At 65.3% G+C, this 24,559-nt stretch carries 24 protein-coding genes; 13 read left to right on the top strand and 11 right to left on the bottom strand.

Annotation, left to right across the window (positions count from 1 at the left end; all coding sequences use genetic code 11):
* Positions 1–52: 52 nt before the first annotated feature.
* Together FHT02_RS12620 and FHT02_RS12615 are read right to left on the bottom strand one after the other, a co-directional pair.
* Positions 53–952: a poly(ADP-ribose) polymerase family protein gene (locus FHT02_RS12620; protein ID WP_184088098.1), complete on the bottom strand. Its 900-nt coding sequence runs from the start codon at positions 950–952 to the stop codon at positions 53–55.
* Positions 949–1,629, bottom strand: a complete 681-nt coding sequence (locus FHT02_RS12615; protein WP_184088096.1) for an eCIS core domain-containing protein — start codon at positions 1,627–1,629, stop codon at positions 949–951. Before FHT02_RS12615 ends, FHT02_RS12620 begins: the two co-directional genes overlap by 4 nt.
* Positions 1,630–1,803: 174 nt before the next feature.
* Between FHT02_RS12615 and FHT02_RS12610 the strand changes: the two genes are divergently transcribed.
* The 3 genes from FHT02_RS12610 (at position 1,804) to FHT02_RS12600 (ending at position 5,477) form a co-directional block, all read left to right on the top strand.
* Positions 1,804–4,662, top strand: coding sequence for a M16 family metallopeptidase (locus FHT02_RS12610; protein WP_184088094.1), 2,859 nt, complete (start codon positions 1,804–1,806; stop codon positions 4,660–4,662).
* 14 nt (positions 4,663–4,676) lie between these two features.
* Positions 4,677–4,976, top strand: coding sequence for a hypothetical protein (locus FHT02_RS12605; RefSeq protein ID WP_184088092.1), 300 nt, complete (start codon positions 4,677–4,679; stop codon positions 4,974–4,976).
* 294 nt (positions 4,977–5,270) lie between these two features.
* On the top strand, positions 5,271–5,477 hold the full coding sequence (locus tag FHT02_RS12600) for a hypothetical protein (RefSeq protein ID WP_184088090.1): 207 nt from the start codon (positions 5,271–5,273) through the stop codon (positions 5,475–5,477).
* A gap of 247 nt (positions 5,478–5,724) precedes the next feature.
* Here the strand turns inward: FHT02_RS12600 and FHT02_RS12595 are convergent, their stop codons facing one another.
* The 3 genes from FHT02_RS12595 to gpmA form a co-directional block, all read right to left on the bottom strand.
* Positions 5,725–6,810 (bottom strand): 5-(carboxyamino)imidazole ribonucleotide synthase, encoded by a 1,086-nt coding sequence (locus FHT02_RS12595; protein ID WP_184088088.1) that lies wholly within the window; start codon positions 6,808–6,810, stop codon positions 5,725–5,727.
* Positions 6,807–7,292: a 5-(carboxyamino)imidazole ribonucleotide mutase gene (purE, locus tag FHT02_RS12590; protein WP_184088086.1), complete on the bottom strand. Its 486-nt coding sequence runs from the start codon at positions 7,290–7,292 to the stop codon at positions 6,807–6,809. The genes FHT02_RS12595 and purE overlap by 4 nt, the downstream gene beginning before the upstream one ends.
* Positions 7,293–7,494: 202 nt before the next feature.
* Positions 7,495–8,181 carry a 2,3-diphosphoglycerate-dependent phosphoglycerate mutase gene (gene gpmA, locus FHT02_RS12585; protein ID WP_184088084.1) on the bottom strand — a complete coding sequence of 229 codons (687 nt, stop codon included), beginning with the start codon at positions 8,179–8,181 and terminating at the stop codon, positions 7,495–7,497.
* Positions 8,182–8,255: 74 nt separating this feature from the next.
* Here gpmA and FHT02_RS12580 point away from each other — a divergent pair, with 74 nt between their 5' ends.
* Positions 8,256–8,981, top strand: coding sequence for a dienelactone hydrolase family protein (locus FHT02_RS12580; protein ID WP_184088082.1), 726 nt, complete (start codon positions 8,256–8,258; stop codon positions 8,979–8,981).
* A 12-nt stretch (positions 8,982–8,993) separates the two neighbouring features.
* Here the strand turns inward: FHT02_RS12580 and FHT02_RS12575 are convergent, their stop codons facing one another.
* Positions 8,994–9,242 (bottom strand): glutaredoxin domain-containing protein, encoded by a 249-nt coding sequence (locus FHT02_RS12575; protein WP_184088080.1) that lies wholly within the window; start codon positions 9,240–9,242, stop codon positions 8,994–8,996.
* Between the two features lie 75 nt (positions 9,243–9,317).
* Between FHT02_RS12575 and FHT02_RS12570 the strand changes: the two genes are divergently transcribed.
* A complete protein-coding gene (locus FHT02_RS12570; RefSeq protein ID WP_184088078.1) occupies positions 9,318–10,172 on the top strand; it encodes a type 1 glutamine amidotransferase in 855 nt (284 codons plus the stop codon).
* Here FHT02_RS12570 and FHT02_RS12565 read toward each other — a convergent pair.
* Genes FHT02_RS12565 through FHT02_RS12555 form a run of 3 tightly spaced genes read right to left on the bottom strand, consistent with a single transcriptional unit; the run spans position 10,169 to position 12,362 of the window.
* Complete coding sequence (locus FHT02_RS12565) at positions 10,169–10,627, bottom strand: GNAT family N-acetyltransferase (protein WP_184088076.1); 459 nt, start codon at positions 10,625–10,627, stop codon at positions 10,169–10,171. The genes FHT02_RS12570 and FHT02_RS12565 overlap by 4 nt on opposite strands.
* Positions 10,627–11,745 carry a M14 family metallopeptidase gene (locus FHT02_RS12560; protein WP_184088074.1) on the bottom strand — a complete coding sequence of 373 codons (1,119 nt, stop codon included), beginning with the start codon at positions 11,743–11,745 and terminating at the stop codon, positions 10,627–10,629. Before FHT02_RS12560 ends, FHT02_RS12565 begins: the two co-directional genes overlap by 1 nt.
* Positions 11,742–12,362: a DUF4136 domain-containing protein gene (locus FHT02_RS12555; protein WP_343056936.1), complete on the bottom strand. Its 621-nt coding sequence runs from the start codon at positions 12,360–12,362 to the stop codon at positions 11,742–11,744. The genes FHT02_RS12560 and FHT02_RS12555 overlap by 4 nt, the downstream gene beginning before the upstream one ends.
* Before the next feature lie 177 nt (positions 12,363–12,539).
* Between FHT02_RS12555 and ykgO the strand changes: the two genes are divergently transcribed.
* Together ykgO and FHT02_RS12545 are read left to right on the top strand one after the other, a co-directional pair.
* Positions 12,540–12,665 (top strand): type B 50S ribosomal protein L36, encoded by a 126-nt coding sequence (gene ykgO / locus FHT02_RS12550; RefSeq protein WP_010543750.1) that lies wholly within the window; start codon positions 12,540–12,542, stop codon positions 12,663–12,665.
* 5 nt (positions 12,666–12,670) lie between these two features.
* Positions 12,671–13,285, top strand: coding sequence for an HAD family hydrolase (locus FHT02_RS12545; RefSeq protein WP_184088072.1), 615 nt, complete (start codon positions 12,671–12,673; stop codon positions 13,283–13,285).
* Positions 13,286–13,375: 90 nt separating this feature from the next.
* Here FHT02_RS12545 and pyk read toward each other — a convergent pair whose 3' ends face one another.
* Positions 13,376–14,842 carry a pyruvate kinase gene (gene pyk / locus FHT02_RS12540; protein ID WP_184088070.1) on the bottom strand — a complete coding sequence of 489 codons (1,467 nt, stop codon included), beginning with the start codon at positions 14,840–14,842 and terminating at the stop codon, positions 13,376–13,378.
* Between the two features lie 72 nt (positions 14,843–14,914).
* Between pyk and FHT02_RS12535 the strand changes: the two genes are divergently transcribed.
* From FHT02_RS12535 to ruvC, 4 genes are all read left to right on the top strand, one after another.
* Positions 14,915–15,286 (top strand): DUF1244 domain-containing protein, encoded by a 372-nt coding sequence (locus tag FHT02_RS12535; RefSeq protein WP_184088068.1) that lies wholly within the window; start codon positions 14,915–14,917, stop codon positions 15,284–15,286.
* Between the two features lie 130 nt (positions 15,287–15,416).
* Entirely contained in the window at positions 15,417–15,653 is a 237-nt protein-coding gene (locus FHT02_RS12530; protein ID WP_184088066.1) for a DUF2312 domain-containing protein, read from the top strand.
* Between the two features lie 119 nt (positions 15,654–15,772).
* Positions 15,773–16,516: a YebC/PmpR family DNA-binding transcriptional regulator gene (locus tag FHT02_RS12525; protein ID WP_184088064.1), complete on the top strand. Its 744-nt coding sequence runs from the start codon at positions 15,773–15,775 to the stop codon at positions 16,514–16,516.
* Between the two features lie 244 nt (positions 16,517–16,760).
* Entirely contained in the window at positions 16,761–17,246 is a 486-nt protein-coding gene (gene ruvC, locus FHT02_RS12520; protein WP_184088274.1) for a crossover junction endodeoxyribonuclease RuvC, read from the top strand.
* Between the two features lie 36 nt (positions 17,247–17,282).
* Here ruvC and FHT02_RS12515 read toward each other — a convergent pair whose 3' ends face one another.
* Positions 17,283–19,805 carry a family 20 glycosylhydrolase gene (locus tag FHT02_RS12515; RefSeq protein WP_184088062.1) on the bottom strand — a complete coding sequence of 841 codons (2,523 nt, stop codon included), beginning with the start codon at positions 19,803–19,805 and terminating at the stop codon, positions 17,283–17,285.
* 142 nt (positions 19,806–19,947) lie between these two features.
* Between FHT02_RS12515 and FHT02_RS12510 the strand changes: the two genes are divergently transcribed.
* Both FHT02_RS12510 and FHT02_RS12505 read left to right on the top strand, forming a co-directional pair.
* Positions 19,948–21,105, top strand: a complete 1,158-nt coding sequence (locus tag FHT02_RS12510) for an acyltransferase family protein (protein ID WP_184088060.1) — start codon at positions 19,948–19,950, stop codon at positions 21,103–21,105.
* A gap of 230 nt (positions 21,106–21,335) precedes the next feature.
* Positions 21,336–24,497, top strand: coding sequence for a TonB-dependent receptor (locus tag FHT02_RS12505; protein ID WP_184088058.1), 3,162 nt, complete (start codon positions 21,336–21,338; stop codon positions 24,495–24,497).
* The last annotated feature ends 62 nt before the right edge of the window (positions 24,498–24,559 follow it).

Raw genomic sequence — 24,559 nt, 5'->3', positions numbered from 1 at the left:
GGTAAGGTAGTGTTGCTTTTGGGCAACACAAGGGCTCTGAGGAGTTGTGGCCTCAGTCCTCCTTCTCCTTCCTGGCCCGCTCCTCGAGTTCCGGCAATGTGTAGAAAATCCTAGCTTTGGGGAGTATCTGATCGGGATTACGAATAAGAAACTCGTTTGAGTCGAATTGTTTGCTGTGCGCGATAGTGCCGGGAACTCCGGCCCCAGGGGTCGAGCTCTTTACCCCCTTTATCGAGTCAACCGTCCGCCAGTATTCCGCTTCCTCACGAGGCGCGGAAATGCCCTCCTCGACTGCCTTGCCAAACGGGGGCCGGACCAGCTCGTTGTGGTGGCGGTGGCGGAGTTCGCCGCGGTCGGTAGTCTCATGAGTCTTTCCCAAGGCCACATCATATTGCAGGATTGAACGCTCCTCGCCCGCCTTCTGACCGCCACTTCCATACGTCACCGCTTTGTTCACTTGGTCGGACGCGTAGGTGCCCCTACCCAGCGCGCCATGCCCTTTGGCGAGAACGCCGAAGATTCCCGAATGATATTGCCCATAAGCAGGGTCGTGACCGCTTCTGGCGATATGTTCGGTACCGGAGGGGCCATGGCCCGAGTAGAGCGTCGTGACATTCGGATTTTGACCAGATTCTTCCATTTGCCTGGCGCGCGCCTTGAAGTTCTTCGAAAGTTCCGGGTTCTTCAACAGGTCGATGTTGGTAACGTTGATCGAAGGCGTATTCTTCGGATCGGTGCCCTGCCACGTCTTGCGACTGAACAGTGAGCCCATGGCGGTCCATAGGTTTCCCAAAGTTGGGTTCATCGCGGATTGCATCAGCGGCTGGGTCTCGTGGAGCGCGTCGCGCACATAGGGGCGCTCTCGGTGATTGCGCATCACTTCGTCATACTTTTCCCGATACAGCGGGTCTCGCTTGTGGAGCCTATAATTAGTCGGACTGTCGGGGCTCATATCTTCTTGCCCTGCTTGCGCGGGCCCACGATCTTGTTCCGGTCATGCTGTTGATACTGATCGTAGCCGAGGAGACCGGTGCCGAAGGTAATCGCGGTCTGCACTAGCCGGCGGCGCAATCGGCCCCCGGTGCACTGTGCGACGGGCTCGGCATATGGGGTTGCTCTGCGCGCTTCCGCAGGTTTGGACTCGACGCGCACAAGCGCCCGCGCTCCCATCACATCCGCCTCATTTTCCAGGTGCGGATCGTCATTCACCCCGACGCCGCGCGCCATCTGCAAGGTGGGCCGAACTCGCCCCTGCTTCTGCTGCACCACATGCCACGCCTCATGCGGCAGGTGCCTATCTTGTCCCGGCGCCAGATGGATGTCCGTCCCCTGCGCATAGGCATGGGCCTGCATCTGCGCCGGCTCGTCCGAATTGCGGTGCACGGTCACATCATCCAGCGCGATGCCGGATATCGCTTCCATGCTGGTGCGCAGCGGCTCGGGGAGGCCTTCGCTGCGGCTGGGCTTGCGGTGCACAGTTTCCGCCCGCGCGTTCAGTCGTGCCGCGGTCGCTGTGGCTTGCGTCACCGCGCTTCGGGCGTTCAGGCCATCGTGAACGGCGAGGTCCGAGGAGGACTCCGCCACCGGTGCCGCAACTCGGTCTGCCTTGCGCTGCGCATATGCCGCCATGCCATGCTCCCTCAACGGCAAGCATGCCCCAGCGGCCCCGCGGATCAAGCCAGGCGGGCGGGAGCCGCCTCCATAACGGAGCGGTCTCCTCCGCAAGTGCCCGCGATCACGAAGGTCGCTTGCGGGCGGGTACTCGCCTGTTATGCTCGGCCATCACACATCTCGGGGGATCCGATGAAGCCGTTCCTGATGTTCTGCAGCGCCGCCACCTGCGCGCTCGCCACTGCCACGCTCACGCCCGCCGCCACCGCCCAGACTCAGGCGAGCACCGCCAAGCCCGTACCCGTCGCCACGCTGGTGAAGCAGGTTGACATCCCCTATCAGAGCTTCACGCTCGACAATGGCCTCAAGGTGCTGGTCCATACCGACCGCAAGGCGCCGATCGTCGCGGTGTCCACCTGGTACGATGTCGGTTCCAAGCATGAGCCCAAGGGCAAGACCGGCTTCGCGCACTTGTTCGAGCATCTGATGTTCAACGGGTCGGAAAATGCGCCGGGCGACTTCTTCGAACCGCTTAAGCAGGTCGGCGCCACCGACTTCAACGGCACCACAAGCTTTGATCGCACCAACTATTTCGAGACCGTGCCAAAGCAAGCGCTCGACCGCGCGCTGTTCCTCGAAAGCGACCGCATGGGCTACCTGCTCGGCGCGATCACCCAAGGGGTGCTCGATGAACAGCGCGGCGTGGTTCAGAACGAGAAGCGCCAGGGCGACAACCAGCCTTATGGACTGGTCTATTACAAGGTGCTCGAAGAGCTGCTCGGCGGTACGCCTTATGGCCACAACGTCATCGGCTCGATGGAGGATCTCGACGCCGCCAGCCTTGAGGATGTGAAGAACTGGTTCCGCTCGCACTACGGTCCCAACAACGCGGTGCTGGTGCTCGCCGGTGACATCGACGTCGCAACCGCGCGGCCGCTGGTCGAAAAGTATTTCGGCGGCATCAAGGCGGGTCCCGAAAGCCGTCTGCCGGCGGTAACCGTGCCCACCCTGGCCCAGCCCAAGACGGTCACCATGAAGGACCGCGTCGCCGCCACCATGATCCTCAAGACCTGGGCGGTGCCCGGGCTCAACGACGCCGACGCCGTCCCGCTCGACGTGTTCGGCGAAGTGCTGGGCGGCCTTGCCAGCTCGCGGCTCGACAACGCGCTGGTCCGCAGGGAAAAGAGCGTGGTGCAGGTGTCCGCCGGCGTCCAGTCGATGGCGCAGCTCGGCATGTTCACCGTGCAGGCGATCGTGAAGCCCGGCGTCGACGCCGCCAGCGTGTCCCAGCGCCTGGACGCGATCATGACCGACCTGATCCGCAACGGCCCCACCGCAGACGAGGTCCAGCGTGTCGCCACCACCAACGTCGCCCAGCGCATCGCCGGGCTGGAATCGGTTGGCGGCTTTGGCGGAAAGGCCGTCGCGCTTGCCTCGGGCGAACTCTATTCGAACGATCCGCTGTTCTTCAAAAAGCAGCTTGAGGCGATGGCGCGCGTGACGCCGGCGCAGGTCAAGGCCGCCGGCGCCAAGTGGCTCACGCGCCCGGCGCTGACCATCATCGTCGAGCCCGGCCAGCGCGACGCCTATCAGGAAGCTCAAGGCGTCGCTGCCGCCAAGCCCGCCGCTGCCGCCCCCCAGGCCGAACCGGCCAAGGGCACCCGCGGCGCGCTGCCCGGCGTGGCGGCGGTCACCGACCTGGACTTCCCCGATGTCAGCCGCACCAAGCTGTCGAACGGGATCGACCTAGTCTACGCCCAGCGCAAGGCCGTGCCGATCACGCAGGTCGCGATGAGCTTCGATGCAGGCGCGGTTGCCGATCCGGACACCAAGCTGGGCACCCAGGGGCTGACCCTGTCGCTGCTCGACGAAGGAACCACCACCAAGGATTCGATCGCGATCGCCGAGGCGCGCGAGCGGCTGGGCGCGGTCATTGGCACCGGCAGCAGCGCCGACCGCACGTATCTGACCCTCGCCACGCCCAGTGCCAACCTCGCTGGCTCTGTCGATCTCTTTGCCGACGTGGTTCGTAACCCCGCCTTCGCCCCGGCCGAGGTCGAGCGCGTCCGCACCCAGATGCTGACCGGCATCGCCCAGGAGTTGACCAGCCCCCAGGGCCTCGCCAATCGCGCGCTGCCGACGCTGATCTATGGCAAGGGCAACCCCTACGCCAAGCTCGCGGCCGGCTCGGGCGAACCTGCTGCGGTAAAGGCACTGACCCGCGACGATCTGGTCGCGTTCCATCGCGCCTGGATCCGTCCGGACAAGGCGACGGTGTATGTCGTCAGCGACCGTCCGCTTGCCGAGGTGAGGGCTGCGCTCGACGCCCGTTTCGGCACCTGGCAGGGCCAGGGCACGGCAGGCACCAAGGCGTTCACCGTCGCGCCGCAACAGTCCGCGCCCAAGATCCTGCTGGTCGATCGTCCGGATTCGCCCCAGTCGCTGATCATGGCGGGGCAGATGACGTCGCTCGATCCCGCCACGGAATTGCTGCCGCAGCTCACCGCCAACCAGGTGCTGGGCAGCGGCTTCCTGTCGCGGATCAACATGGAGCTGCGCGAGAACAAGCATTGGTCGTACGGCGCGCGCGGCGGCTATAGCTGGATGGAGCGGGCGGTGCCCTACATGATCAGCGCCCCGGTCCAGGCCGATCGCACCGGTGACTCGATCAAGGCGATCCAGCAGCAGGTCCGCGATTTCCTGACCACCAAGGGCGTCACCCAGGCTGAGCTCACGCGGGAGGTCAACGGCACGACTCGCGAGCTTGCCGGTCGCTTCGAAACCAGCGGCGCGGTGCTCGGTGCGCTCCAGGAAAATGACCTGCGCCACCGTCCCGATAACTTCTATGACACCGTGGCGCAAAAATATCGCACCATGACCGTGCAGCAGCTCGACGCTGCGGCACGCGGCGCTCTGGACCCGAACCGGTTCGTCTACGTTGTGGTGGGCGACGCATCGAAGGTCCGGCCTCAGCTTGACAGCCTGGGCCTCCCTGTCGAGGTGGTTCCCGCAGCGGCGCTGGCGACTTCCGCCACCACCGCATCGAAGTAAACGGAGAGAGTGTAATGGCGAACGTTGACGGCAACTGGAACACGGTGACCAAGTCGCCGATGGGCGACCAGCAGGCAACGCTGAGCGTCCAGAGCAACGGCGACACCTTCACCGGCACCTTCTCGGGCGGCCTGGGCACGACCGACATCAAGGACGGCAAGGTCAGCGGCGACACGCTGACCTTCACGCTCGACATCACCGTGCCGATGCCGATGAGCCTCACCGTCGAAGCGACGGCCGAAGGTGACAATCTGAACGGCACCGTGACCGCCGGCGCGTTCGGCAGCTTCCCGATCACCGGCACCCGCGCCTGAGTCTTTCTCAGCGCTGAAACGAACAGGCCCGCTTCCGAAAGGAGGCGGGCCTGTTCGTTAAGAGTAGAAACGGCGAGAGCCGTCTCGCTTCCGACGCGCGCTGTCGAACGGATGTTGACCGCCGACGCCGTTTTGCGACAGCCTAGCTGGGCAGGGAGGACGCATGCATGCTTTGAATATCGGTCTGTCGCTAGCTTGGTGCTTGAGGCTTGCGCGTCTGCGGCCGCGGACACCGAACGGCGCAACCGTGCGCTTCATGGAGCTGGATTAGCTCGATCTGCGCGACGGCGCGGCTTGTACAAGTCGAGCCGCGATGGCGTCACGGTCGAGGTGCGATTCGAGGTCGACGTCGCCAAGCTCAATCCCGCGCGCCAACACGACAGCGAACGGATCGGCCAAACGGACAATGGAGTCATTGTGCTGCTCGCCCCTGACAGCTTCCAGGTCGGCAGCGACGCTATGCCATCCCGGGGGCAAGAGGCCGTGGCGCTGCAGCCGTAATCAAGAGACGGGGGAAGTATGCAGGATCAGCAGGTCTACGTTCTCGATCGGGACGAATGATGCGATTGTGGCTTTCCACAAAGGTGGCAGCAACAACCTGACCCAGGCTGACCAACTCCGGCGACGGTCTCAGACCCAAAGCCGGTTCGTGCTGAACTATTTCACCACCCCGAACACAAGGAAGGCCAAAGGGGCTGAACAGCTTTTCCGCCTCAAGCAGTTGTCGCGCTCTGTCGGCCCGGCCGCTTCACCCCCGCACCACCCGCGTCCAATGCCCCATCTTGCGGCCCGGCCGCACATCGCCCTTGCCATACAGATGCAGGTGCACCCCTGGCTCGGCGAGCAGCTTCGCCCAGTCCTCGGCTTCGTCGCCGATCAGATTGCCCATTTCCACCGACAGGCCCGTCAGCGCGGTCGATCCCAGCGGCAGCCCACAGATCGCGCGGATATGGTTTTCGAACTGCGATGTCTCGGCGCCCTCGATGGTCCAGTGCCCCGAATTGTGCACCCGCGGCGCCATTTCGTTGAACACCGGCCCTTCGTCGGTTGCAAAGAACTCCAGGGTCAGCACGCCAACATGGCCCAGCGCTTCGGCCACGCGCCCGGCCAGCGCCGCCGCCTCGGTCCAATGCCGCGCGATCTCCGCCGGCGCCGGCAGCGAGGATCGCGCCAGGATGCCCTCGCGGTGCTCGTTCCACGGCGGTGGATAGCTGGTCAGCGATCCATCCAGCCCGCGCACGGTGATGATCGAGAATTCGTGGCTGAACGTCACGAAACCTTCCAGTACGGCCGGCCGCTCGCCGATCTCGGCCCAGGCGGCCTCCGCCTGCGCGGCGTCGTGGATGCGCACCTGCCCCTTGCCGTCATAGCCCAGCCGCAGCGTCTTCAGGACCGCCGGAGCGCCGATCTTCGCGACGGCGTCCAGCAGCTCCTCGCGCGTCGTCACCAGCGCCCAGGGCGCGGTGCGCCCGCCCAGATCGCCGACGAATGCCTTTTCATGCGCGCGGTCCTGCGCGATCTCCAGGCTCTTGGCGCCGGGGCGCACCGGCACCTTGCCCGCCAGATAGGTGACCGGGGCCAGCGCGATATTCTCGAACTCGTAGGTCACGACATCGGCCTGCGCGGCCATTTCGTCGAGCACGATGCGGCTGTGATAATCGGCGCGGGTGAAGCTCGACGCGGTCTGCGCCGCGACGCTTTCGTCATCGGGTGCCAGGATGTGGGTGCGATAGCCAAGCTGCGCCGCCGCCACCGCGAGCATTCGACCCAGCTGGCCCCCGCCCAGGATGCCGATCGTCGAACCGGGCGCCAGAACGTCTGCGGGCGTGCTCATTGCGGGTCCACCGCGACGCTCTCGGTCTGTGCTGCGCGCCAGGCCTTGAGCCGCTCGGCCAGCGCGTCGTCGCTCGTCGCCAGGATCGCCGCGGCCAGCAGCCCGGCGTTGATCGCGCCGGGCTTGCCGATCGCCAGTGTGCCCACCGGAATACCGCCGGGCATCTGCACGATCGAATACAGGCTATCCATGCCCTTCAGTGCCTTGGACTCCACCGGCACGCCCAGCACCGGCAAGTGGGTCATCGCCGCCGCCATCCCCGGCAGATGCGCCGCGCCGCCCGCGCCGGCGATCACGACCTTCAGCCCGCGATCGGCCGCGCCGTGCGCGTAATCGTACAGCCGTTGCGGGGTACGATGCGCGGACACCACCTTGGTTTCATGCGCGACACCCAGCGCGTCGAGCGTCTCGCTGGCATGGCGCATCGTCTCCCAATCAGAGGTGCTGCCCATGATGATGCCAACTAAAGCTGCGTCCGACATGCTGTCCCCATGCTTGCGGAAGCGTGGCTTGTTAGTGGGGGAGGGGGGGGAGGGCAACCTCTGTCTCCCCTCCCTTGCAGGGAGGGGCTGGGGGTGGGTGGCGTGTTCGCGCTACTTGCCCTTTCAGGAAGCACGCGATCCGTATCGCCTGGACGCAACCCACCCCTTGATCCCCTCCCTGGAAGGAAGGGGATTGCCGTTGTCAACGCTCGTTCAAATAATAGCGATCCACCGCCTTTAGCGCGCCGTCCAGCTCATACACGATCGGCTGCCCAGTCGGGATCTCGAGCCCCGTGATCTCGTCGTCCGAGATCCCTGACAGATGCTTCACCAGCGCCCGCAACGAATTGCCATGCGCGGAAATCAGCACGCGCTTGCCCGCCTTGATCTCGGGCACGATTCGCGCCTCCCAATACGGCAGCACCCGCGCAATCGTGTCCTTTAGGCTTTCGGTCTGCGGGATCGCGACGCCCCTGTACCGCTCATCCTTGGCCAGATCCCATGCCGAACCTTCTTCGGGCAGCGGCGGCGGCACGTCGAAGCTGCGGCGCCAGATCTTCACCTGGTCGTCGCCGTGCAGCGCCGCGGTCTCGGCCTTGTTGAGGCCGGTAAGCCCGCCATAATGCCGCTCGTTCAGCCGCCAATCCTTTTCGGTTGGCAGCCACAGTCGGCCCATCGCCTCCAGCGCCAGGTTCAGCGTCTTGATGGCGCGGGTTTGGAAGCTGGTAAAGGTCAGGTCGAAATCGAGCCCCTTTTCCTTCATCAGCTCGCCCGCGGCCCATGCTTCCTTCTCGCCCTGCTCGGTCAGGTTCACGTCCCACCAGCCGGTGAAGCGGTTCTCCAAATTCCACGACGACTGGCCGTGGCGGATCAGGACGAGCTTGGGCATGGGACCTCCTTGCAACTGGTTGGGCAGGTCCTTAGCGGCTGGGGCGGGGCGGGCAAGCTGGTGGAGTGGTGACAATGGCGATCGTGCGGCAGACCCTGGTCTATGACGGCCCAGGCGGCCCCTTCGAAGGCGTGGCGGCGTGGGATGACGCCGTTGCGGGAGAGCGTCCCGCGGTGCTGGTCGTGCCCAACATCCTGGGGCAGAAGGAAGCCGACAATCTGAAGGCCGAGGCGCTGGCGCGGCTGGGCTATGTCGCGCTCGCCGCCGACGTCTTCGGCCAGGGCCGGCGCAAGACGGGAGCGTCCGAAAACGTCGCGGAGTATATGAACGAACTGAACGCCGACCGCGCGCTGCTGCGCGACCGGCTGTTCGCATCGCTGCACGCGCTGACCGAACTTTCTGTCGCCGATCCGGCCAGAACTGCCGCGATTGGCTTCTGTTTCGGCGGAAAATGCGTGCTCGACATGGCGCGCGCCGGGCTGCCGATCCTCGGCGGCGTGTCGTTCCACGGCGTCTATGACCGCCCCGATTACGCCAATGTGGCGCCGATCACTGCCCGGCTGCTGATCTGCCATGGCTGGGACGATCCGCTCTGCCCGCCTGACGTGACAGTAGGTCTGGCGCAGGAAATGACGCAAAGCGGCGCCGATTGGCAGCTCCACGCTTATGGCCATGCCGGCCATGCCTTCACCGACTTCGATCGCAAGCGCGGCGACAATCCCGCGATCGCCTATGAACCGCGTGCCGACCGCCGGAGCTGGCAGGCGATGGCGAACTTCCTGGAAGAGCTGTTCGCCTAGATCGCTCGCCGCCTATCGCTGGCCGAGATAGGATTGCAGATCGTCGCACCCGCCGATCCGCTCGTCGCCGATGAACACCAGCGGCGTCGTGCGCAGCCCATGTTCTTCCTTGAACGCTTCCACCTCGTCGCGGGTGGTCAGGTGGCGGTCGTCCACGGCATAGCCATGCTCTTCGAGCAATGCCTTGGCCTTCACGCCAAAGGGGCAAACATGGTCGGAAAGCACCATCCGGTGCAGCGTCGCGCTTCGTTCGTCGGTCATGGGTTGCGCAACTTCCAGGCCGGTGCAGGCGTTCCGTCCAACCCTGCCTACGCCACGAATTCAGGAACTTAGCCGATGCGTTTCCTTGTCGCCGAATGCGAGCCCCCGCAAGCGCGCGAAAAGCGGCGGGAGAGCGTCGGCCGCAGTTCGGGCGAAACCTATCTTGAGGTACTGCACAAACTCGCCCCCGGCGCCGAGTGCGACCGGATCAAGCCGACGGACAGCTGCGCCGAAATCCCCGGCCGCGAGGCGCTGACGGAGTATGACGCGGTTTTCCTCACCGGCTCGCCGCTTCACCTCTGGCAGGACAGCCCCGAGGCGCGTCGCCAGATCGACTTCATGCACAGGGTATTCGCCTCGGGCACGCCGTCCTTCGGCTCCTGCGCCGGCCTCCAGGTCGCCTGTGTCGCGGCGGGCGGCAAGGTGCGTCCGATGGGTGACCGCCGTGAGGCTGGGTTCGCCCGCCGCTTAGTCGCTACGGAGCGCGGGCGCGCCCATCCCTTGCTTGACGGGCGCCCTGCGAGCTATGACGCGCCCGCGATCCACACCGACGAAGTGGAGGCGCTGCCCGAAGGCGCCACCCTGCTCGCCAGCAACCGCGTCACGCGGGTGCAGGCTGCCGAGATCCGCTGCGGCGAAGGGGTGTTCTGGGGCGTGCAATATCATCCCGAGATATCGCTCCGCGAAGTTGCCGCCGCGCTGCGCCGTCAATCGGACGACTTGCTCGAACACGGCCTGGCGCGGAGCAACGCCGATGTCGAGCAATTGGCGCAGCAGGTCGACGCGCTGCATGCTGAGCCGAACCGCGCCGACCTCGCCTGGCAGCTCGGCCTGGACGATCAGGTCACTGTCCCCGAGTATCGTACCCGCGAGCTGCGCAACTTCATCGAACATCTGGTGAAGCCCACGCGCGCAAAGCGGGGCCGCTAGAGCACTCGCGACAGGAATCGGCTGAACGGATCGTCGGCAGGATAACCGGCAAGTGGGCCGCAGTCGGTAAAGCCGAACTGGCGATATAGCCCATGCGCCGCCTCGAACGCAGGGCCCGTGCCGGTCTCCAGGCTTAGCCGGCGATAGCCCCGCCCACGAGCCACCTCTAGGATGTGCCGCAACAGGGCTGCGCCGGTGCCGCGGCGCAGCTGACCGGGATCGGTGCGCATCGACTTGATCTCGCCATGCGTCGGATCGATCTCGCGCAGGGCCGCACAACCCAGCAGCCGGTCATCTTCCCAAGCAGTCCAGAAGCTGATTTCCGGCCGCTTCAGATGCCCAACATCAAGAGCATGGACGCTTTCGGGAGGAGAGTGCGCGTGCATGCTCTCCAGATGCAGCTGCAACAGCGCCAAGACCTGCGGATCGTCGAGCCCTCCCTCCCGGATCTGCATCAGATTTCGTCGATCATGCAGGCCAGCGTGTCGAGCGACGCATGCGCCAGCACCTTGCAGCGCGCCGGGGACCAGGCGAACTCGGGATCGGCGTTGGCGTCATGATCCTTGAACGGCATCTCTAGCGTCATCGCCACTGCGCTGAACCGCTCGGCGACCTGATTGGTCGACATCGACAGATTGGCCGTGCCCGGCGCCGACTTCGGATACCCCAACTCGGTCTGGAACTCGGGCGTTTGTGCAGCCAGTCGCTGCGCATAGTCATAGAACTTCTTGCCATGTGCGTCGGTCCAGCTGGGAATGCCCTCGAAGCCTGCCAGGAAGTTCGCCGGGATCGCCTCATCGCCATGCACGTCCATCGCGAAGTCGACACCGGTCTCGTCCATGCGGCCGCGGACGCACAGCACTTCGGGGCTGCGCTCGAGCGTGGGCGTGTGCCATTCGCGGTTGAGGTTCACGCCCGCGGCGTTCGTGCGCAGATGCCCGCGCCGTGAACCGTCCGGGTTCATGTTGGGAACGAGGTGGAAAGTCGCCCTCTCGCGCAGCGCCTGCGCCGTCGCATCGCCAGCGTCGGTTAGCTTTTCCAGCAGTCCTTCCATGAACCACTCGGCCATGGTCTCGCCAGGGTGCTGGCGGGCATAGAACCACACCTGCTTTGGTCCATTGCCAAGGCTCAGATAGTCGATCGGCTGGCCGTCCAGCGTCGTGCCGAGCTGAAGGTGCATAACGCCCGGCTGGGTGGCCATGCGCGCAATCAGATCGTGATGCCGCTCCATCGAATAGGGTGCGAAATAGGCGAACCAAGTCACGTCGCTGTCGATGGTTCGCGTGAATTCCAACACGCCGTTCGCGTAACTCGTCTCGGTTGTCCGCCAGTTCCCGCGGTCGCTGCTCCAACGCGCGCGGTAGCCCGGCCAGCCGAACGCATAGGCCGCTCCGCCCGCGTTCAAAATGCGGAAGGTCAGCGTCCGCCCCTTCGCGCCGGCAACGCGAAAGTGGAACCATTGGAAGAAGTCGGAAAGGTGATCCGCGACGATCTCCAGATCGATGCGGTCACCCTCGATGCCCACCAGACGGATATTGCCGCTGTCGAAGCCGGCGTTGATGTGAACGGTCATTTGACCGTGGTAGTCACCCCGGACTCGCCTGGGAAGTCCCTGAACAGCGCGCGCGAAAGGCGCACTGCCTGGTCGCGGGGGTCGCTGCCCTTGGTGCCGCTTACGGTCTCGGTGATCGCGCGACCTTCCCAGATCGTGCTGTTGTCGGCGCGCCGCCGCAGCTGCACCCACAATTCGGTGCCGACCACCTCGCGGGTCTTGCCGCCGCCCAAGCCGAAGTTCAGCCCGCCGCCCAGGCCGACGCCGCCCCCACGGCGCCCGCCGCCGAAGCCGCCCCCGCCCAGGCCGATCGACACAGGCGACTGCTCGCGTATCGTGCCACGCGGCCCGCGGCGGAAAGACACCACCCCGATATAGGCCGAGGGCATCGAACTGGTGGATTGGACATAACCCAGCCGCGCGAGTTCGGCCGCCACCGCGTCAGCATAGGTCTGGAATCCCGGTCCCATCACGATGCCTGCGCCGGTCAGCGGCTCGATCGCCACGGTGGTGCGCTCCATCGGCTGCCCAAGATGATAGCGCGTGACGTCCACCGGCGCCTGGCGGTAGGTGGTGGCGCACCCCGCGAGCAGCGTCGCGGCAATGGCGGCAACGGCAAGGCGGATCGGCTTGGACACGGGCGAAATCTCCTGTTTCGAGAGCGGAACGTCTCGCCAGAGTCCAACCCCGCCCGCGCCGACTCGTTCCAACGCGGCGCCTTGTGCCACGGGCGTGCACCTTGACTTCGCCGGGCCCTGACTATAGGCGGGCGCCTCTTTTTCGGCATTCCTTATAGTTTGAGAAGCGAATCGGTCATGAAGATCGTGAATTCATTGAAGTCGCTCAAGGGGCGGCACCGCGACAACCGCGTGATCCGCCGCCGTGGCCGGATTTACGTGATCAACAAGACGCAGAAGCGCTTCAAGGCCCGCCAGGGCTGATCCGCATGGGAAAGCCCAAGGCTGTCATCTTCGATGTCGGCAATGTGCTTTTTTCCTGGGATCCGCGCTTCTTGTACGAGCGTCTGATCGAGGATGATCAGGCGCTCGACGCGTTTCTGAAGGACGTGGTCACCAAGGAGTGGCATTTCCAGCATGACGCTGGACGCCCCTTCGCCGAGACATCGGCGGAGCTTACCGCGCTGTATCCGCATCATGGCGAGCTGATCGCCGCCTGGGGGCCGCGCTTCAACGAAAGCGTCGGGCCGGCGATTCCCGGCATGGCCGAGATCGTCGAGGAACTCGACGGTGCGCGCGTGCCCTTGTTCGCGATCACCAACTTCTCCGGCGAGTTCTGGCGCGAGTGGGTGCCGAACCACCGCGAACTGTTCGACCGCTTCCGCGACATCGTTGTCTCGGGAGACGAGAAGCTGGTGAAGCCCGATCCGGCGATCTACCGCCTCGCCTTAGACCGCTTTGGTCTTGAGGCGGCCGACGCCGTGTTCGTCGACGACAATGCCGCGAATATCGGCGCCGCCGCTTCGATGGGTATCCATGCGGTGCAATTCACCGACGCTGCGGCGTTCCGCGCCGAGCTGGTCAGCCTCGGGTTGCTCCACTAGCTATCGTCATCCCGGCCTTGAGCCGGGGTCCCGCTTCGTCTGTCGCTGCAATCCAGCAGGACCCGCTATGATGCGTAGCGGGGCGGAGGCTTACGCCTCGCGCCCCTCGTAATTCTTCAATTCGTCGCCCACGATGGTGACCACGTGCAGCACGTTGGTCGAACCCGGCGTTCCGAACGGCACGCCGGCAGTGACGATGATGCGGTCGCCCGCGCCCGCCAGATTGTGGCGCAGCGCCATGCGCTTGGCTTTGGCCACCATCTCTTCGAAAGAGCCGACGTCGCGGGTGTTCACCGCATGGGTGCCCCAGAGCAGCCCCGCGCGGCGCGCAGTTTCCAGCCTTGGCGTCAGCACCAGGATCGGCACGGTCGGCCGCTCGCGGGCGATGCGCCGCGCGGTCGAGCCCGAACTGGTGAAGCACACGATCGCCGCCGCCGAAACGGTGCAGGCGATGTTCTTTGCCGATTCGGCGAGCGCGTCGGCGGTGGTCGGGTCCGGCTTGGTTACGGTGAAGTGCACGCGGTCCCCATGAGCGGGATCGCGCTCCACGGCGTCGGCGATCGAATCCATCATCGTCACCGATTCGATCGGCCACTTGCCCGCGGCGCTTTCGGCGGACAGCATGATCGCGTCGGCGCCGTCATACACCGCGGTCGCCACGTCCGACACTTCGGCGCGGGTAGGCGAGGGCGATTCGATCATCGATTCGAGCATCTGCGTCGCCACGATCACGGGGCGGCCCAGGCGGCGCGCGGTCTCGACGATACGCTTCTGGAGCGGCGGCACTGATTGCGGCGGCAGCTCGACGCCCAGGTCGCCGCGGGCGACCATCACGCCGTCGCATTGCTCCACGATTTCCTCCAGCCGCGTGATCGCGCTGGGCTTTTCGATCTTGGCGAGCAGCGCGGCCTTGCCCCCGATCAGGCGGCGCGCTTCCATCAGGTCTTCGGGGCGCTGCACGAAGGAAAGCGCGATCCAGTCTACGTTCTGGTCGACGGCGAAAGCGAGGTCGCTACGGTCCTTTTCGGTCAGCGCGGCAAGCGGCAGGACCATGTCAGGAACGTTCAACCCCTTGGAATTGGACAGATATCCGCCGACCTCGACGCGGGTGACAAGCCGATCGGGGCTGGCGGAGAGCAGGCGCAGCACCATCTTGCCGTCGTCGAGCAGCAGGCGCGCATCGGCATGCGCGGCTTCGAAGATCTCACGGTGGGGAAGCTGGACCCGGGTGGCGTCGCCCGGCGTTGCATCACGGTCGAGCACGAACTCGCTGCCGGTTTCCAGCAGCACCTTGCCCTCGGCGAACTTGCCGACGCGCAGCTTGGGTCCCTGAAGGTCGGCGAGGATCGTGGTGGGACGCCCGCGCGTCTTTTCCAGCATGCGGATCGCCTGGATCACCGGAACCTTAGATTCCTGGTCGCCATGGCTCATGTTGACACGGAACGCGTCGGCGCCAGCGTCGAACAGGCGCTCGATCATCTCGGGCGAGTTGCTGGCAGGACCCAGGGTCGCGAGCACGCGGACCTTGCGGGATCGGGGGCTTACTGCCTGTGTCATATAAATGCTCCTCGCCTTGTGCGCGCTCGCCTCTAACCGCTATTGCTGAAGGATCAACTATGGAGACTTCCCTTGGCGACGCTCGACACGCTGGATGATGCAACCGCCGCGGCGGCCTTCCGCCGGCTGGTGCGGCATCTCCAGCACCGCAAGGACGCCGAGAACATCGACCTCATGGGGCTCGCGGGTTTCTGCCGCAACTGCCTGGCCGACTGGGTGATGGAGGCCGATGGCGCGATCACCCGCGACGAAGCGCGCGAACTGATCCACGGCATGCCCGCCGCGGAGTGGAAGGCGAAGCATCAGGGCGCAGCCACGCCCGAGCAGTTGGCCCGCATGAAGGCGAGCGTGGAGAAGAACCACCGCGAAGGCGCACTGGACGAGGCGCTCGACGAAAGCTTTCCGGCCAGTGACCCGCCCGCGATGAGCGAACCGGGCCGCTGACACGCGGGGCTTGAGCGGCGCGCAGGCGTCGATTAAGCGCGCGGCTTCCATCTTCATCGCCGCCCGCCCGAGCTCCGCGCGATTCGCGCAGGCCGTCCGCGATGCGGCGCCAGACCCACGGAGTACTTCCATGTCCGATTCGATTTCCGCCGAACAGCTCCGCCTCCTCATCGAGCGTATCGAGCGGCTGGAGGAAGAGAAGAAGGGCATCGCCGACGACATCAAGGACGTGTACGGCGAGGCCAAGTCGACCGGGTTCGACGTGAAGACGATGCGTTCGATCATCCGCCTGCGCCGCATGGAAAAGCACCATCGCGACGAGGCGGACATGCTGCTGGAAACCTACAAGCAGGCGCTGGGCATCTGATTTGCGCGCATGGGCTGATTTTTAGTTCACGCGAAGGCGCGAAGGCGCAAAGAACCGACCATTGCCCGCAGCCCCGCGCCTGGCTTAGAGACGCAGCACCGAATTCAGACGAGAGCGCAATGGCAGGCCATTCCAAGTTCAAGAACATCATGCACCGCAAGGGCGCGCAGGATAAGAAGCGCTCTGGCATGTTTTCCAAGCTCAGCCGCGAAATCACCGTGGCGGCGAAGATGGGGATGCCCGATCCCGACATGAACCCGCGCCTGCGCGCGGCGGTGAACGCCGCCAAGGCGCAGTCGATGCCCAAGGACAATATCCAGCGGGCGATCGACAAGGCGTCGAAGGGCGACATGGAGAATTACGAGGAAATCCGCTACGAAGGCTTTGGCCCGGGTGGTGTGTCCTTGATCATCGAGGCGCTGACCGACAATCGCAACCGCACTGCGACCAATGTGCGCGTCGCGGTGTCCAAGAATGGCGGCAATTTGGGCGCCAGCGGATCGGTGAGCCACGGCTTCGATCGGATGGGACTGATCAACTATCCCGCCAACGTTGGCGACGCGGAAAAGGTCTTCGAAGCCGCGCTGGAAGCCGGGGCCGAGGATGTGACCAGTTCCGAGGACGGGCACGAGATCTGGACCGCGCAGGAGTCGCTCCACGAAGTCGCCAAGGCGCTGGAGCCAGTGCTGGGGGAGGCGGAGGGCGCAAAGCTCGCCTGGAAGCCGCAGACCATGGTCGCGGTCGACGCCGAGGATGCCGCCACGCTGTTCAAGCTGATCGATGCGCTGGACGATGACGACGACGTCCAGACCGTGTGGGGCAATTACGAAGTTTCCGACGACGTGATGGAGAAATTGGGCTGATCTTCAGTCACGCGAAGACGCCACGGCGCAAGGTAGTTCTGGGGCCGCTATGCGGCCGAGGCGCAGAGGCGCGGAGACTTTCCGCTGCCGCGCACGCGGCCCCCTATTTCGATCCACCGCCAAGCCTGTGGGTTGCCGTGAGGTGGCTGACGCCGCAGAGGAACGCGGCTACTCTGCGCCTCCGCGCCTCGGCCGCGAAGCGGCCCTTAAGCGCTTTGTCCTCGCACCTTCGCGTAAACCGAATATGATCCTCCTCGGCCTCGATCCCGGCCTCGGCACCACCGGCTGGGGGCTCATCCGCGCCGAGGGGAACCGGCTCAGCCACCTCGCCAACGGCCAGCTCAAGACGGACACCAAGGCGCCGCTTGCCCGCCGGCTGGCGCATCTCGACGCGATGCTCGCCGCGCTGATCGCCGATCACGCGCCACAGGCCGCGGCGTGTGAGGAAGTGTTCGTCAACAGCAACGCGCAATCGACACTGAAGCTCGGCCAGGCACGCGGCGTCGTGATCTGCGCCGCCGCCCGGGCGGGGCTGGACGTCGGCGAGTACACGCCCAGCATCGTCAAAAAGGCCGTGGTCGGCACCGGCGCCGCCGACAAAGTTCAGGTTCACGCGATGGTGTCGCGCTTGCTGCCCGGCGTGAAAATCGCCGGGGCCGATGCGGCGGACGCGCTGGCGGTGGCGATCTGTCACGCCCATCACCTGGCTTCCGCACGGCGGCACGGCTGAAGCGTCGGTTGATCTAGCCGGCGATCGCCGGCTGGATCATCGATTCTCCACCAGCACCGTTCGCCCAGGGCGACGCCGATCGGGGGAGCGGGTGCGGACGGAAACGGGCCCGCGAACAGCCACCGGACCGGCATATGGCTGCCAGGGCCCATCGCCGTCGCGATACTCGATCGGCACGCCCGGCAGCTCGCTGTTTGCTTCCAGTCGCCCGTGAACGATCCGCGCACCGGGGGGCGCGAGCCGATAGTCGACGCCGTCGCGGTCGAGCTCGGCGAGCGCGGCGGCGGCACGGCCGGCGAACTCACGCCAGCCGGCCTCCACGGCGCGCAAGTCCACCTTGCCGTCGCCATTTGCGAAGCTCGTCCCTGCCACATAGGCTGGCTCCCAAGCGGGCTTGGGCGCCCATGCGCGTTCGGCGAAACCGAGCAAGCGCGGGAAGAGCATGTAATCGACTTGTGCGTCGCTGCGCACTGTCTCGCTCCACAGCTGCGCCTGCATGCCGGCAACGGCGCGCCCCGCCTGGCGCGGCTTGTCGTCCCGCAGGGTAACCGGTTGGTTGAGGATGTTGGTGCGCAGCGACGCGTTGGCGGGAAGGTTGTCGGGCATGAAGGCGAAGATCTGGAACAGCTCCACCTCGCGCGCGGCCCAGTCATATCCCGGCTCCTCGGGATCCGGCGCGTAGGGCATGTCAAGATAGCCGATGTCGGGGATGGACAGCACCACGCGCCAGCCGCGGTTCAGCTGGTCGTGCGCCTCCGCGACGCCGCCGGTGAACAGCCCGCCCCAAATATTGGACTGGACCGCGCGCGGCATGCGCTGTGTCGCGGTGTGGCCCATTCCGTCGCTCCAGCCGGCGACCCGGATGCGTTTGGCGGCGAGATCCTTCGACACGCGCTCGATGAAATGCGCACCAAGCTGCTTGGGTGTGAGTCCGGTCTTTGCCATCATGACCTGACAGGAGGGCGACTGCGACCAGGCTCCGGCGGTTTCGTCCGCGCCGATATGATAGGTGGTGAGCGGCGTGCCCGCGCGGCGATGCAGCGCCGCGAGTTCGTCCACGACGGTGCCAAGGAAGCGGTAGGTTTGCTCGCGGCAGACGTTCAGCGTGTTGTCGTCATAATTCTGGATGCTGCGATATCGGGTCGTGTCGTCTGGCTCGCGCAGGCGGAAACGCTCCGCTTCCGCCATTCGCCCAGCGGCGCGAAGCCGATCGTAGCGCACCTCCATCGATCGGATCGCGGCACGCGAGTGGCCGGGCATGTCCAAGGATGGAATGACCTCGATCTGCCGCGCCTTGGCCGCCGCGAGGATCTCTAGATAGTCGTCCTGACTGAAGAAGCCGTTCACGGGCGCATTGCGGGCGGGATCCGCGCCGAGCTGCGGTTGCAGGCAGGTGCGTTCCGACGGGTCGAGGCAGCGGAACCCGCCGATCTCGGCCAGTTCGGGAAGCGCCTTCACTTCCAGGCGCCACCCCTCATCGTCGCCCAGGTGAAGGTGTAGCTTGTTGAGCTTATACGCGGCCATCTGCTCGATGAGCTTGAGCATCTCGGCCTTGGAGTGGAAGTTGCGGGCGACATCGACGTGCAGCCCGCGAAAGCCCAGCCGGGGGGCATCCTGGACGGTCAGCGGGCGGAGCCGCCCACCTTCATGACGTGCCTGTTGCGCGAGCGAGCGTAGCGCATGGTTCGCGCCGGCCGCATCGCTCGCCTCGATGCGCACCGCGCCATCGCCGACATGCAGGCGATATCCCTCCGGCGGGCGACCGCGCCCTTTAACGATGCGAACGGGTACGCCGCCTTGGGCAACCTCCCCGGCGACCGCAGCCAGGGCCGGAGCGAGCTGTGCGCGGCCAAAGCCTTGCAGCGTCACCCGCATGCCGCGGGTCAGGTCGGTTGTCGCGCCGGCAGGACGCTGCACGGACAGGGGCTTGGGCAGGATCACAATGTCGGGCGTGGTTGCCGGGCCGCGCGTGGCATAGCGCTCAAACGCGCGTTCGGGCGTAAGCCAGCGGGTCCGGTCGGCGCTGTTGCCCGTCGCGAGAGCGGGATCGCGCATCGGAGACACGAACGGCAGCGTCTCCAGCCCGGTCTCCGCATCGATGCCGGTGCGTGTCGCGGCGATCACGCGCGGTGCCAGGCCCGGCGCGACCAGATACGCGTTGGGCATAACAAAGTTGCGCGAAAAGAAATGTCCCGAGCCGATGATTCGCACCCGGTAGGTGCGGCCCGCCTCCAGCCGCTTGCCCGGCTTGAGCGTAAGTGCGTTCAAGTCGCCGTTTATGAGACGGCTGTCGAACACGTCGCTGTCCACCGATAGGATGCGGCTGACATAGCCGAACCGGATCTCCAACTGATCGGTCTCGGCGGATAGCGCCGCAGGCACCGTGACCGCTATCTCAGAAAGAAAGCACCCGCCGCCGCCCGGGCAGCTTTTCGGCTGGTTGTCGACGATCGTGAAGCGATAGCCCAGGTCCGCCGCAAGCTGGTCGAGCGCCGCCTGGTCCTGCGCTGCGGCTGGCGCGGCAATGCCGAGCATCACGCCAAAAGCCAGTCGCCGCATGTTCGCCTCTCCTTGATTTGCGCCGAACCTGTCATCGCCGCGGCGGGTGGTCAACGGCGATGCCTGACCGGTGATTGCGCGCTTTGGCGTGGACGCCGGCGCGTTTTCCTGTTTCTTTCGCCACAAGGGGAGGCGAAAAGCCATGATAGCGCATCGTTCGACGGTACAAGGCGACGCACAGGCGGCGGGACGCTTATCTTCGGCGCCCAGGCCGCGGCTGGTGTCGCTGGACCTGCTGCGTGGGCTCGCAGTCATGGGGATGATCCTGGTCAACGCCGCCGCCGGCATGTTCTATTCGGTCAAGGCGCCGGTGTTTCCGCTGCTGCTGCATGCCTCATGGAGCGGGCTGACGCTCGCCGATCTGGTGTTTCCGGCCTTTTTGATGATGGTCGGCGTTGCCATTCCGTTCTCGATCGCGCGCGGCAGGGCCGACACCGTCGGGCGGATCGGATGGCGTACGCTGCGCCTGCTCCTGATCGGGTTCGTGCTGTCGAACCTGTACTGGTTCGCCGATTTCGGCTCGGGCGCATGGCGGCTGTTTGGCGTGCTTCAGCGGATCGGGCTCGTTTATGGCGCCTGCGCGCTGTTGTATCTGTGGCTGTCGCCGCGGGTGCTGGCGATCGTCGCGGCCGCGACCCTGCTGCTTTATTGGCCGATGACCTTGCTGCCCGCGGCCGACGGATTGCCCAACGACCTGTGGGTGCGTGGCCACAATTTCGTCGCGTCGGTCGACCGGGTGCTACTGGGCGCGGGAAACCATAATTATGTGAAGGGGCCCGAGGGCTATGACCCCGAAGGGCTGTTGGGCACGCTTCCGGCGATCGCACACGGCCTGATCGGCGTCTTGATCGGCATCTTCCTGCGCACCCGGCCCGAGCGGGGGGCGAGTGTGCCACTGGCCGCTGCGGGCGCCGCAATGCTGGTGGTGGGGCTTGCCTGCAGCATCGGCTTCCCGATCGTGAAGGACATCTGGTCGTCCAGCTTCGTACTGGTGACCTGCGGCCTGACCAGCCTCGCCCTGGCGGCGCTGCATTGGGCAGTGGACGGGCGCGACCATGTGCCCGGCGGCTGGCCGGCAGCCGTCGCGCTGGCATTCGGCTCGAACGCGATCGCCGCTTATGTGCTGCACATGGTGACGTCGGACATGATCGGGTGGGACCTGATGCTGCTTCCATACCGCGCGACCTTGGGCATCTTGCCGGGTCAGGTCGCGTCTTTGCTCCCGGTCCTCATCTACATGGCGCTGATCGCCTGGGCGATGATGTGGCTGCGCCGCAAGGGGTGGTTCATCAAGGTTTGAACGCCTACCCTGCTGGACGGACGTGTCTTATGCCCGCATGTTGCATGGACGACACTATTGCAGTTTGAATTTTCGGCGCGCCGCGAGGTGCTTGACAGCTTTTCCAATTCAACGAATACATCAAAATAATAGCGGAAATCGGGGATAACGCCCGGCTGCTCAGGGAGAGATCTATGCTTGCAGAACAGGTACGTTTGCGCCGATTTGCGCTTCTGGCATCCTCTGCGCTTGTGCTTAGCGCCGCCTATGCAAGTGCTGCCAGCGCGCAGGATGCGTCGGCAGCCACCGATCCCGACGCAAGCACCCGGCCACAGGACTCCGTAGCGGCGCCTACTCAGGCTGATGATGAGGGCACCGAAGTCGTCGTCACGGGCATCCGCGCCGCGCAGGCCCGTGCGATCGAAGTCAAGCGCGAAGCTGACAGCGTTGTCGACGCGATCAGCGCTCAGGATATCGGCAAGCTTCCCGACGTTACCATCGCCGATTCCTTGCAGCGCATTCCCGGCGTGCAGATCCGGCGCGAGGCCGGCGAGGGCGGGGCGATCAACATTCGCGGCCTGCCGCAGGTGACGACGCTGATGAACGGCGAGCAGTTCCTGGGTGCCAACTCGGTTACCACGGTGCAGCCGAACTTCACTGACATTCCCTCCCAGCTCTTTTCGGGTGCGACCGTGTTCAAGTCGCCCACGGCCTCGCTGCAGAATGCCGGCCTCTCCGGCACCGTGGACCTGCTCACCCGGCGCCCGTTCGACCTGAAGAACGGGCTGACGGTCTCGGCCGCCGCCGAAGCGCAATATGGCGACAAGACCAAGAAGTGGAATCCGTCGGCCAACGGGCTGATCGCGTATAATTCGGGCCGCTTTGGCGTGCTGGTCTCGGCCGCCTATAGCGATCTGACCCTGTCGAACAGCTTCCGCGGCATCCAGGATTATGGCGTGGCGCTGCGCAACGAGGGCGGCAGCGCGACCAATCCCGGCGATTTCGCGGTCGGCAACTACCAGCGCGATGCAAGCGGCGCGGTCCTGTACAACACGGCGCCGAATTTCGACGGCGATCCGACCACCTCATGCATCACCCCGGCCGCGTTCGCCACACCGCCCGCGGTGGGCGGCACGCGTTGCTCGGCGCTGACGGCGAGCCGCGGCACGCCGGTGCGCAACGCCGCGGGCGCGATTGTCGGCTTCGACGTGAATGGCGATGGCGACGCCAACGACGCGTTCATCACGCCGCAGTCGCATACCGCGTGGAATCGGATCACCAGCCGCGAGCGGCTCGGCGCCAATGCGTCCTTGCAGTTCGAATTTTCGGACGCGCTCCGGCTCACGGCGGACGGCTTCTATACCAAGCAGACGCAATATGACCGCACTGCGGGCTTCCAGTTCCAGGTGGTGGATTGGCAGTCCTCACCCTATCTGCCCACCAATTCGCGCGACACCGGGGCAGTCGTCGGCGGGTACAACCTCAACACCGTCCAGACCTACGCTTATGATCTGCCGAACTTCGACAGCTATTCCGAGACGTTCCGCATTCGCTCGGAATCGCAGAACTACAATCTTCAGCTCGACTGGAAGCCCAGCGACCAGTTCAAGGCGACGGTGCGCGGCGTCTATGGCAAGGCAAGCCGGAAGCTCGACCAGTCCTATGCGCAGTTCAACCTGACCGACGGCGCACAATGGGCCTATGACGGTGTCGGCAACTATCCCGCCTCGCTGGGCGGCGATGTCCGCTTCAACCCGACCGGCTACCGCGCCTACAGCCAGGACGCGACGGTCGACTATTCCAGCGGCGTACCCGTCTTCGCCTTCTCGCAAGCGTTCCTGGATCAGACGCAGGATCCGTCGCGCTATGGCCTGAAGACCATTTCGTCCGAGAACAATGTCTACCAGAATGGCGATTTGTGGGCCTTGCGTGGCGACGGTGAGTGGAACCCGAACGACACGATGCGCGTGAAGTTCGGCGCCCGCTATGGCGAACGCAGCGTCGATCAGTTCACCTTTGAACGCGTGTCGCCCTTCTATGCCGGCAACACCGACAATCCGAGCAATCCGGCCGCGGGCTGCCTGGTCAAGTGGAAGGCGTTCGACGTAAATCTGGGCGACGGCGCCTGTGCCGTGCGCGACGCTGCGGGCGTCCCGTACACGGCTGGCTTCACGCGCCTCGCCACCGATCCGATCTTCCAGGGGCAGGTGAAGCAGTACACGCTGCCGGCCGCCGGCACGCCGAACCTGTACGTGCTCGACCCCAAGGCGATGGACGACTCTGAGGCGTTCCAGAACAAATTCTATCCCGGCAGCATCAACAATGTGAATCCGGCGGACTCGTTCAGCATGAATCTGCGCCAGATCTCGGGCTATGCCGAAGTCGCGGGTCAGGGTGAGATGTTGGGCATGCCGTTCAAGATCAACGGCGGCGTGCGGGTGGTGAACACCCGTTTCACCGTGCGTCAAAACATCGTCGGCGTGCCGCAGCCTTACGGGGTGTCGGGCGTCGATGCCGGCGATCTCCTCACCACGCGTGAGTTCACCGACTTTCTGCCGGCGTTCAACCTGGCCGTGGACCTGACCGAAGGGCTCCGCTTCCGGGCCGCCTACGCCAACACCATGACGCTGCTCGACTTCCTGCAATGGGGCGGTGGCTTGAACGTCAATTATGCAATCAACACCGCGACCAACCTGTTCGAGGCGCGTGGTGCCAACGCGCGCGGCAATCCGCAGCTTGATCCGTGGCGCGCGGACAATATCGAAGCGAGCCTGGAATACTATACCGGCCGCTCCAGCCTAGTCGCGCTGGGCGCCTTCTACATCGATGTCGCCAGCTTCATCGAGAATAGAACCGTTATCCGCAATGACATCCCCGACAATGATGGCGTGATCCGCCGCGAGGTGCCGGTCGGTACGACGGCGCAGGGCAGGGGCGGTACGCTCAAGGGCCTCGAAGTGTCGGCACGCCAAGCTCTGGCGGATTATGGCGTCGATGGCTTCTTCGGCGGGTTCGGTGTCGACGCGAACTACACGCTTTCCCTCGGCGATGCCGGGCGCGTCGATCTTGCAGGCAACGACCAGCCGTTCCAGGACAATTCCAAGCACCAGGTCAACGCCGCGCTTTGGTTCGAGAAGTACGGGCTCCAGGCGCGCGTCGCCTATAACTACCGCTCAAAGCGGCTGGTGTCGTCCGACTATGGCGGCATCGCCGGGCTGGCGCAGTATCAGCGGCCGACCAACTATCTGGACGCGTCGATCTCCTTTGACGTGACGCCGAACCTGACGCTCTACGGCCAGGCGTCCAATCTGACCGCCGAGACCGAGCGCTATTATCTGACCTATGCGGATCAGGTGCTGTTCGAGAACATCTACGAGCGGCGCTTCATCGCGGGCGTCCGCGCCCGGTTCTGATCTCGATCCTTGCCATCGCCTATCGCCGCCGCGCTTGTTTCGACGAGTGCGGCGGTTCCGCT

It is taken from the genome of Sphingomonas xinjiangensis (assembly GCF_014199255.1).
In the GTDB taxonomy this organism is placed as follows: domain Bacteria; phylum Pseudomonadota; class Alphaproteobacteria; order Sphingomonadales; family Sphingomonadaceae; genus Sphingomonas; species Sphingomonas xinjiangensis.
Note: the sequence above shows the minus strand (reverse complement) of the source record. Positions and strands in the feature narration are given on the sequence as shown.

Bases quoted from the DNA above. Each gene is read 5' to 3' on its own strand.
- FHT02_RS12620 (WP_184088098.1), bottom strand. From the start codon at position 952: ATGAGCCCCGACAGTCCGACTAATTATAGGCTCCACAAGCGAGACCCG.
- FHT02_RS12615 (WP_184088096.1), bottom strand. From the start codon at position 1,629: ATGGCGGCATATGCGCAGCGCAAGGCAGACCGAGTTGCGGCACCGGTG.
- FHT02_RS12610 (WP_184088094.1), top strand. From the start codon at position 1,804: ATGAAGCCGTTCCTGATGTTCTGCAGCGCCGCCACCTGCGCGCTCGCC.
- FHT02_RS12605 (WP_184088092.1), top strand. From the start codon at position 4,677: ATGGCGAACGTTGACGGCAACTGGAACACGGTGACCAAGTCGCCGATG.
- FHT02_RS12595 (WP_184088088.1), bottom strand. From the start codon at position 6,810: ATGAGCACGCCCGCAGACGTTCTGGCGCCCGGTTCGACGATCGGCATC.
- purE (WP_184088086.1), bottom strand. From the start codon at position 7,292: ATGTCGGACGCAGCTTTAGTTGGCATCATCATGGGCAGCACCTCTGAT.
- gpmA (WP_184088084.1), bottom strand. From the start codon at position 8,181: ATGCCCAAGCTCGTCCTGATCCGCCACGGCCAGTCGTCGTGGAATTTG.
- FHT02_RS12580 (WP_184088082.1), top strand. From the start codon at position 8,256: ATGGCGATCGTGCGGCAGACCCTGGTCTATGACGGCCCAGGCGGCCCC.
- FHT02_RS12575 (WP_184088080.1), bottom strand. From the start codon at position 9,242: ATGACCGACGAACGAAGCGCGACGCTGCACCGGATGGTGCTTTCCGAC.
- FHT02_RS12570 (WP_184088078.1), top strand. From the start codon at position 9,318: ATGCGTTTCCTTGTCGCCGAATGCGAGCCCCCGCAAGCGCGCGAAAAG.
- FHT02_RS12565 (WP_184088076.1), bottom strand. From the start codon at position 10,627: ATGCAGATCCGGGAGGGAGGGCTCGACGATCCGCAGGTCTTGGCGCTG.
- FHT02_RS12560 (WP_184088074.1), bottom strand. From the start codon at position 11,745: ATGACCGTTCACATCAACGCCGGCTTCGACAGCGGCAATATCCGTCTG.
- ykgO (WP_010543750.1), top strand. From the start codon at position 12,540: ATGAAGATCGTGAATTCATTGAAGTCGCTCAAGGGGCGGCACCGCGAC.
- FHT02_RS12545 (WP_184088072.1), top strand. From the start codon at position 12,671: ATGGGAAAGCCCAAGGCTGTCATCTTCGATGTCGGCAATGTGCTTTTT.
- pyk (WP_184088070.1), bottom strand. From the start codon at position 14,842: ATGACACAGGCAGTAAGCCCCCGATCCCGCAAGGTCCGCGTGCTCGCG.
- FHT02_RS12530 (WP_184088066.1), top strand. From the start codon at position 15,417: ATGTCCGATTCGATTTCCGCCGAACAGCTCCGCCTCCTCATCGAGCGT.
- FHT02_RS12525 (WP_184088064.1), top strand. From the start codon at position 15,773: ATGGCAGGCCATTCCAAGTTCAAGAACATCATGCACCGCAAGGGCGCG.
- ruvC (WP_184088274.1), top strand. From the start codon at position 16,761: ATGATCCTCCTCGGCCTCGATCCCGGCCTCGGCACCACCGGCTGGGGG.
- FHT02_RS12515 (WP_184088062.1), bottom strand. From the start codon at position 19,805: ATGCGGCGACTGGCTTTTGGCGTGATGCTCGGCATTGCCGCGCCAGCC.
- FHT02_RS12510 (WP_184088060.1), top strand. From the start codon at position 19,948: ATGATAGCGCATCGTTCGACGGTACAAGGCGACGCACAGGCGGCGGGA.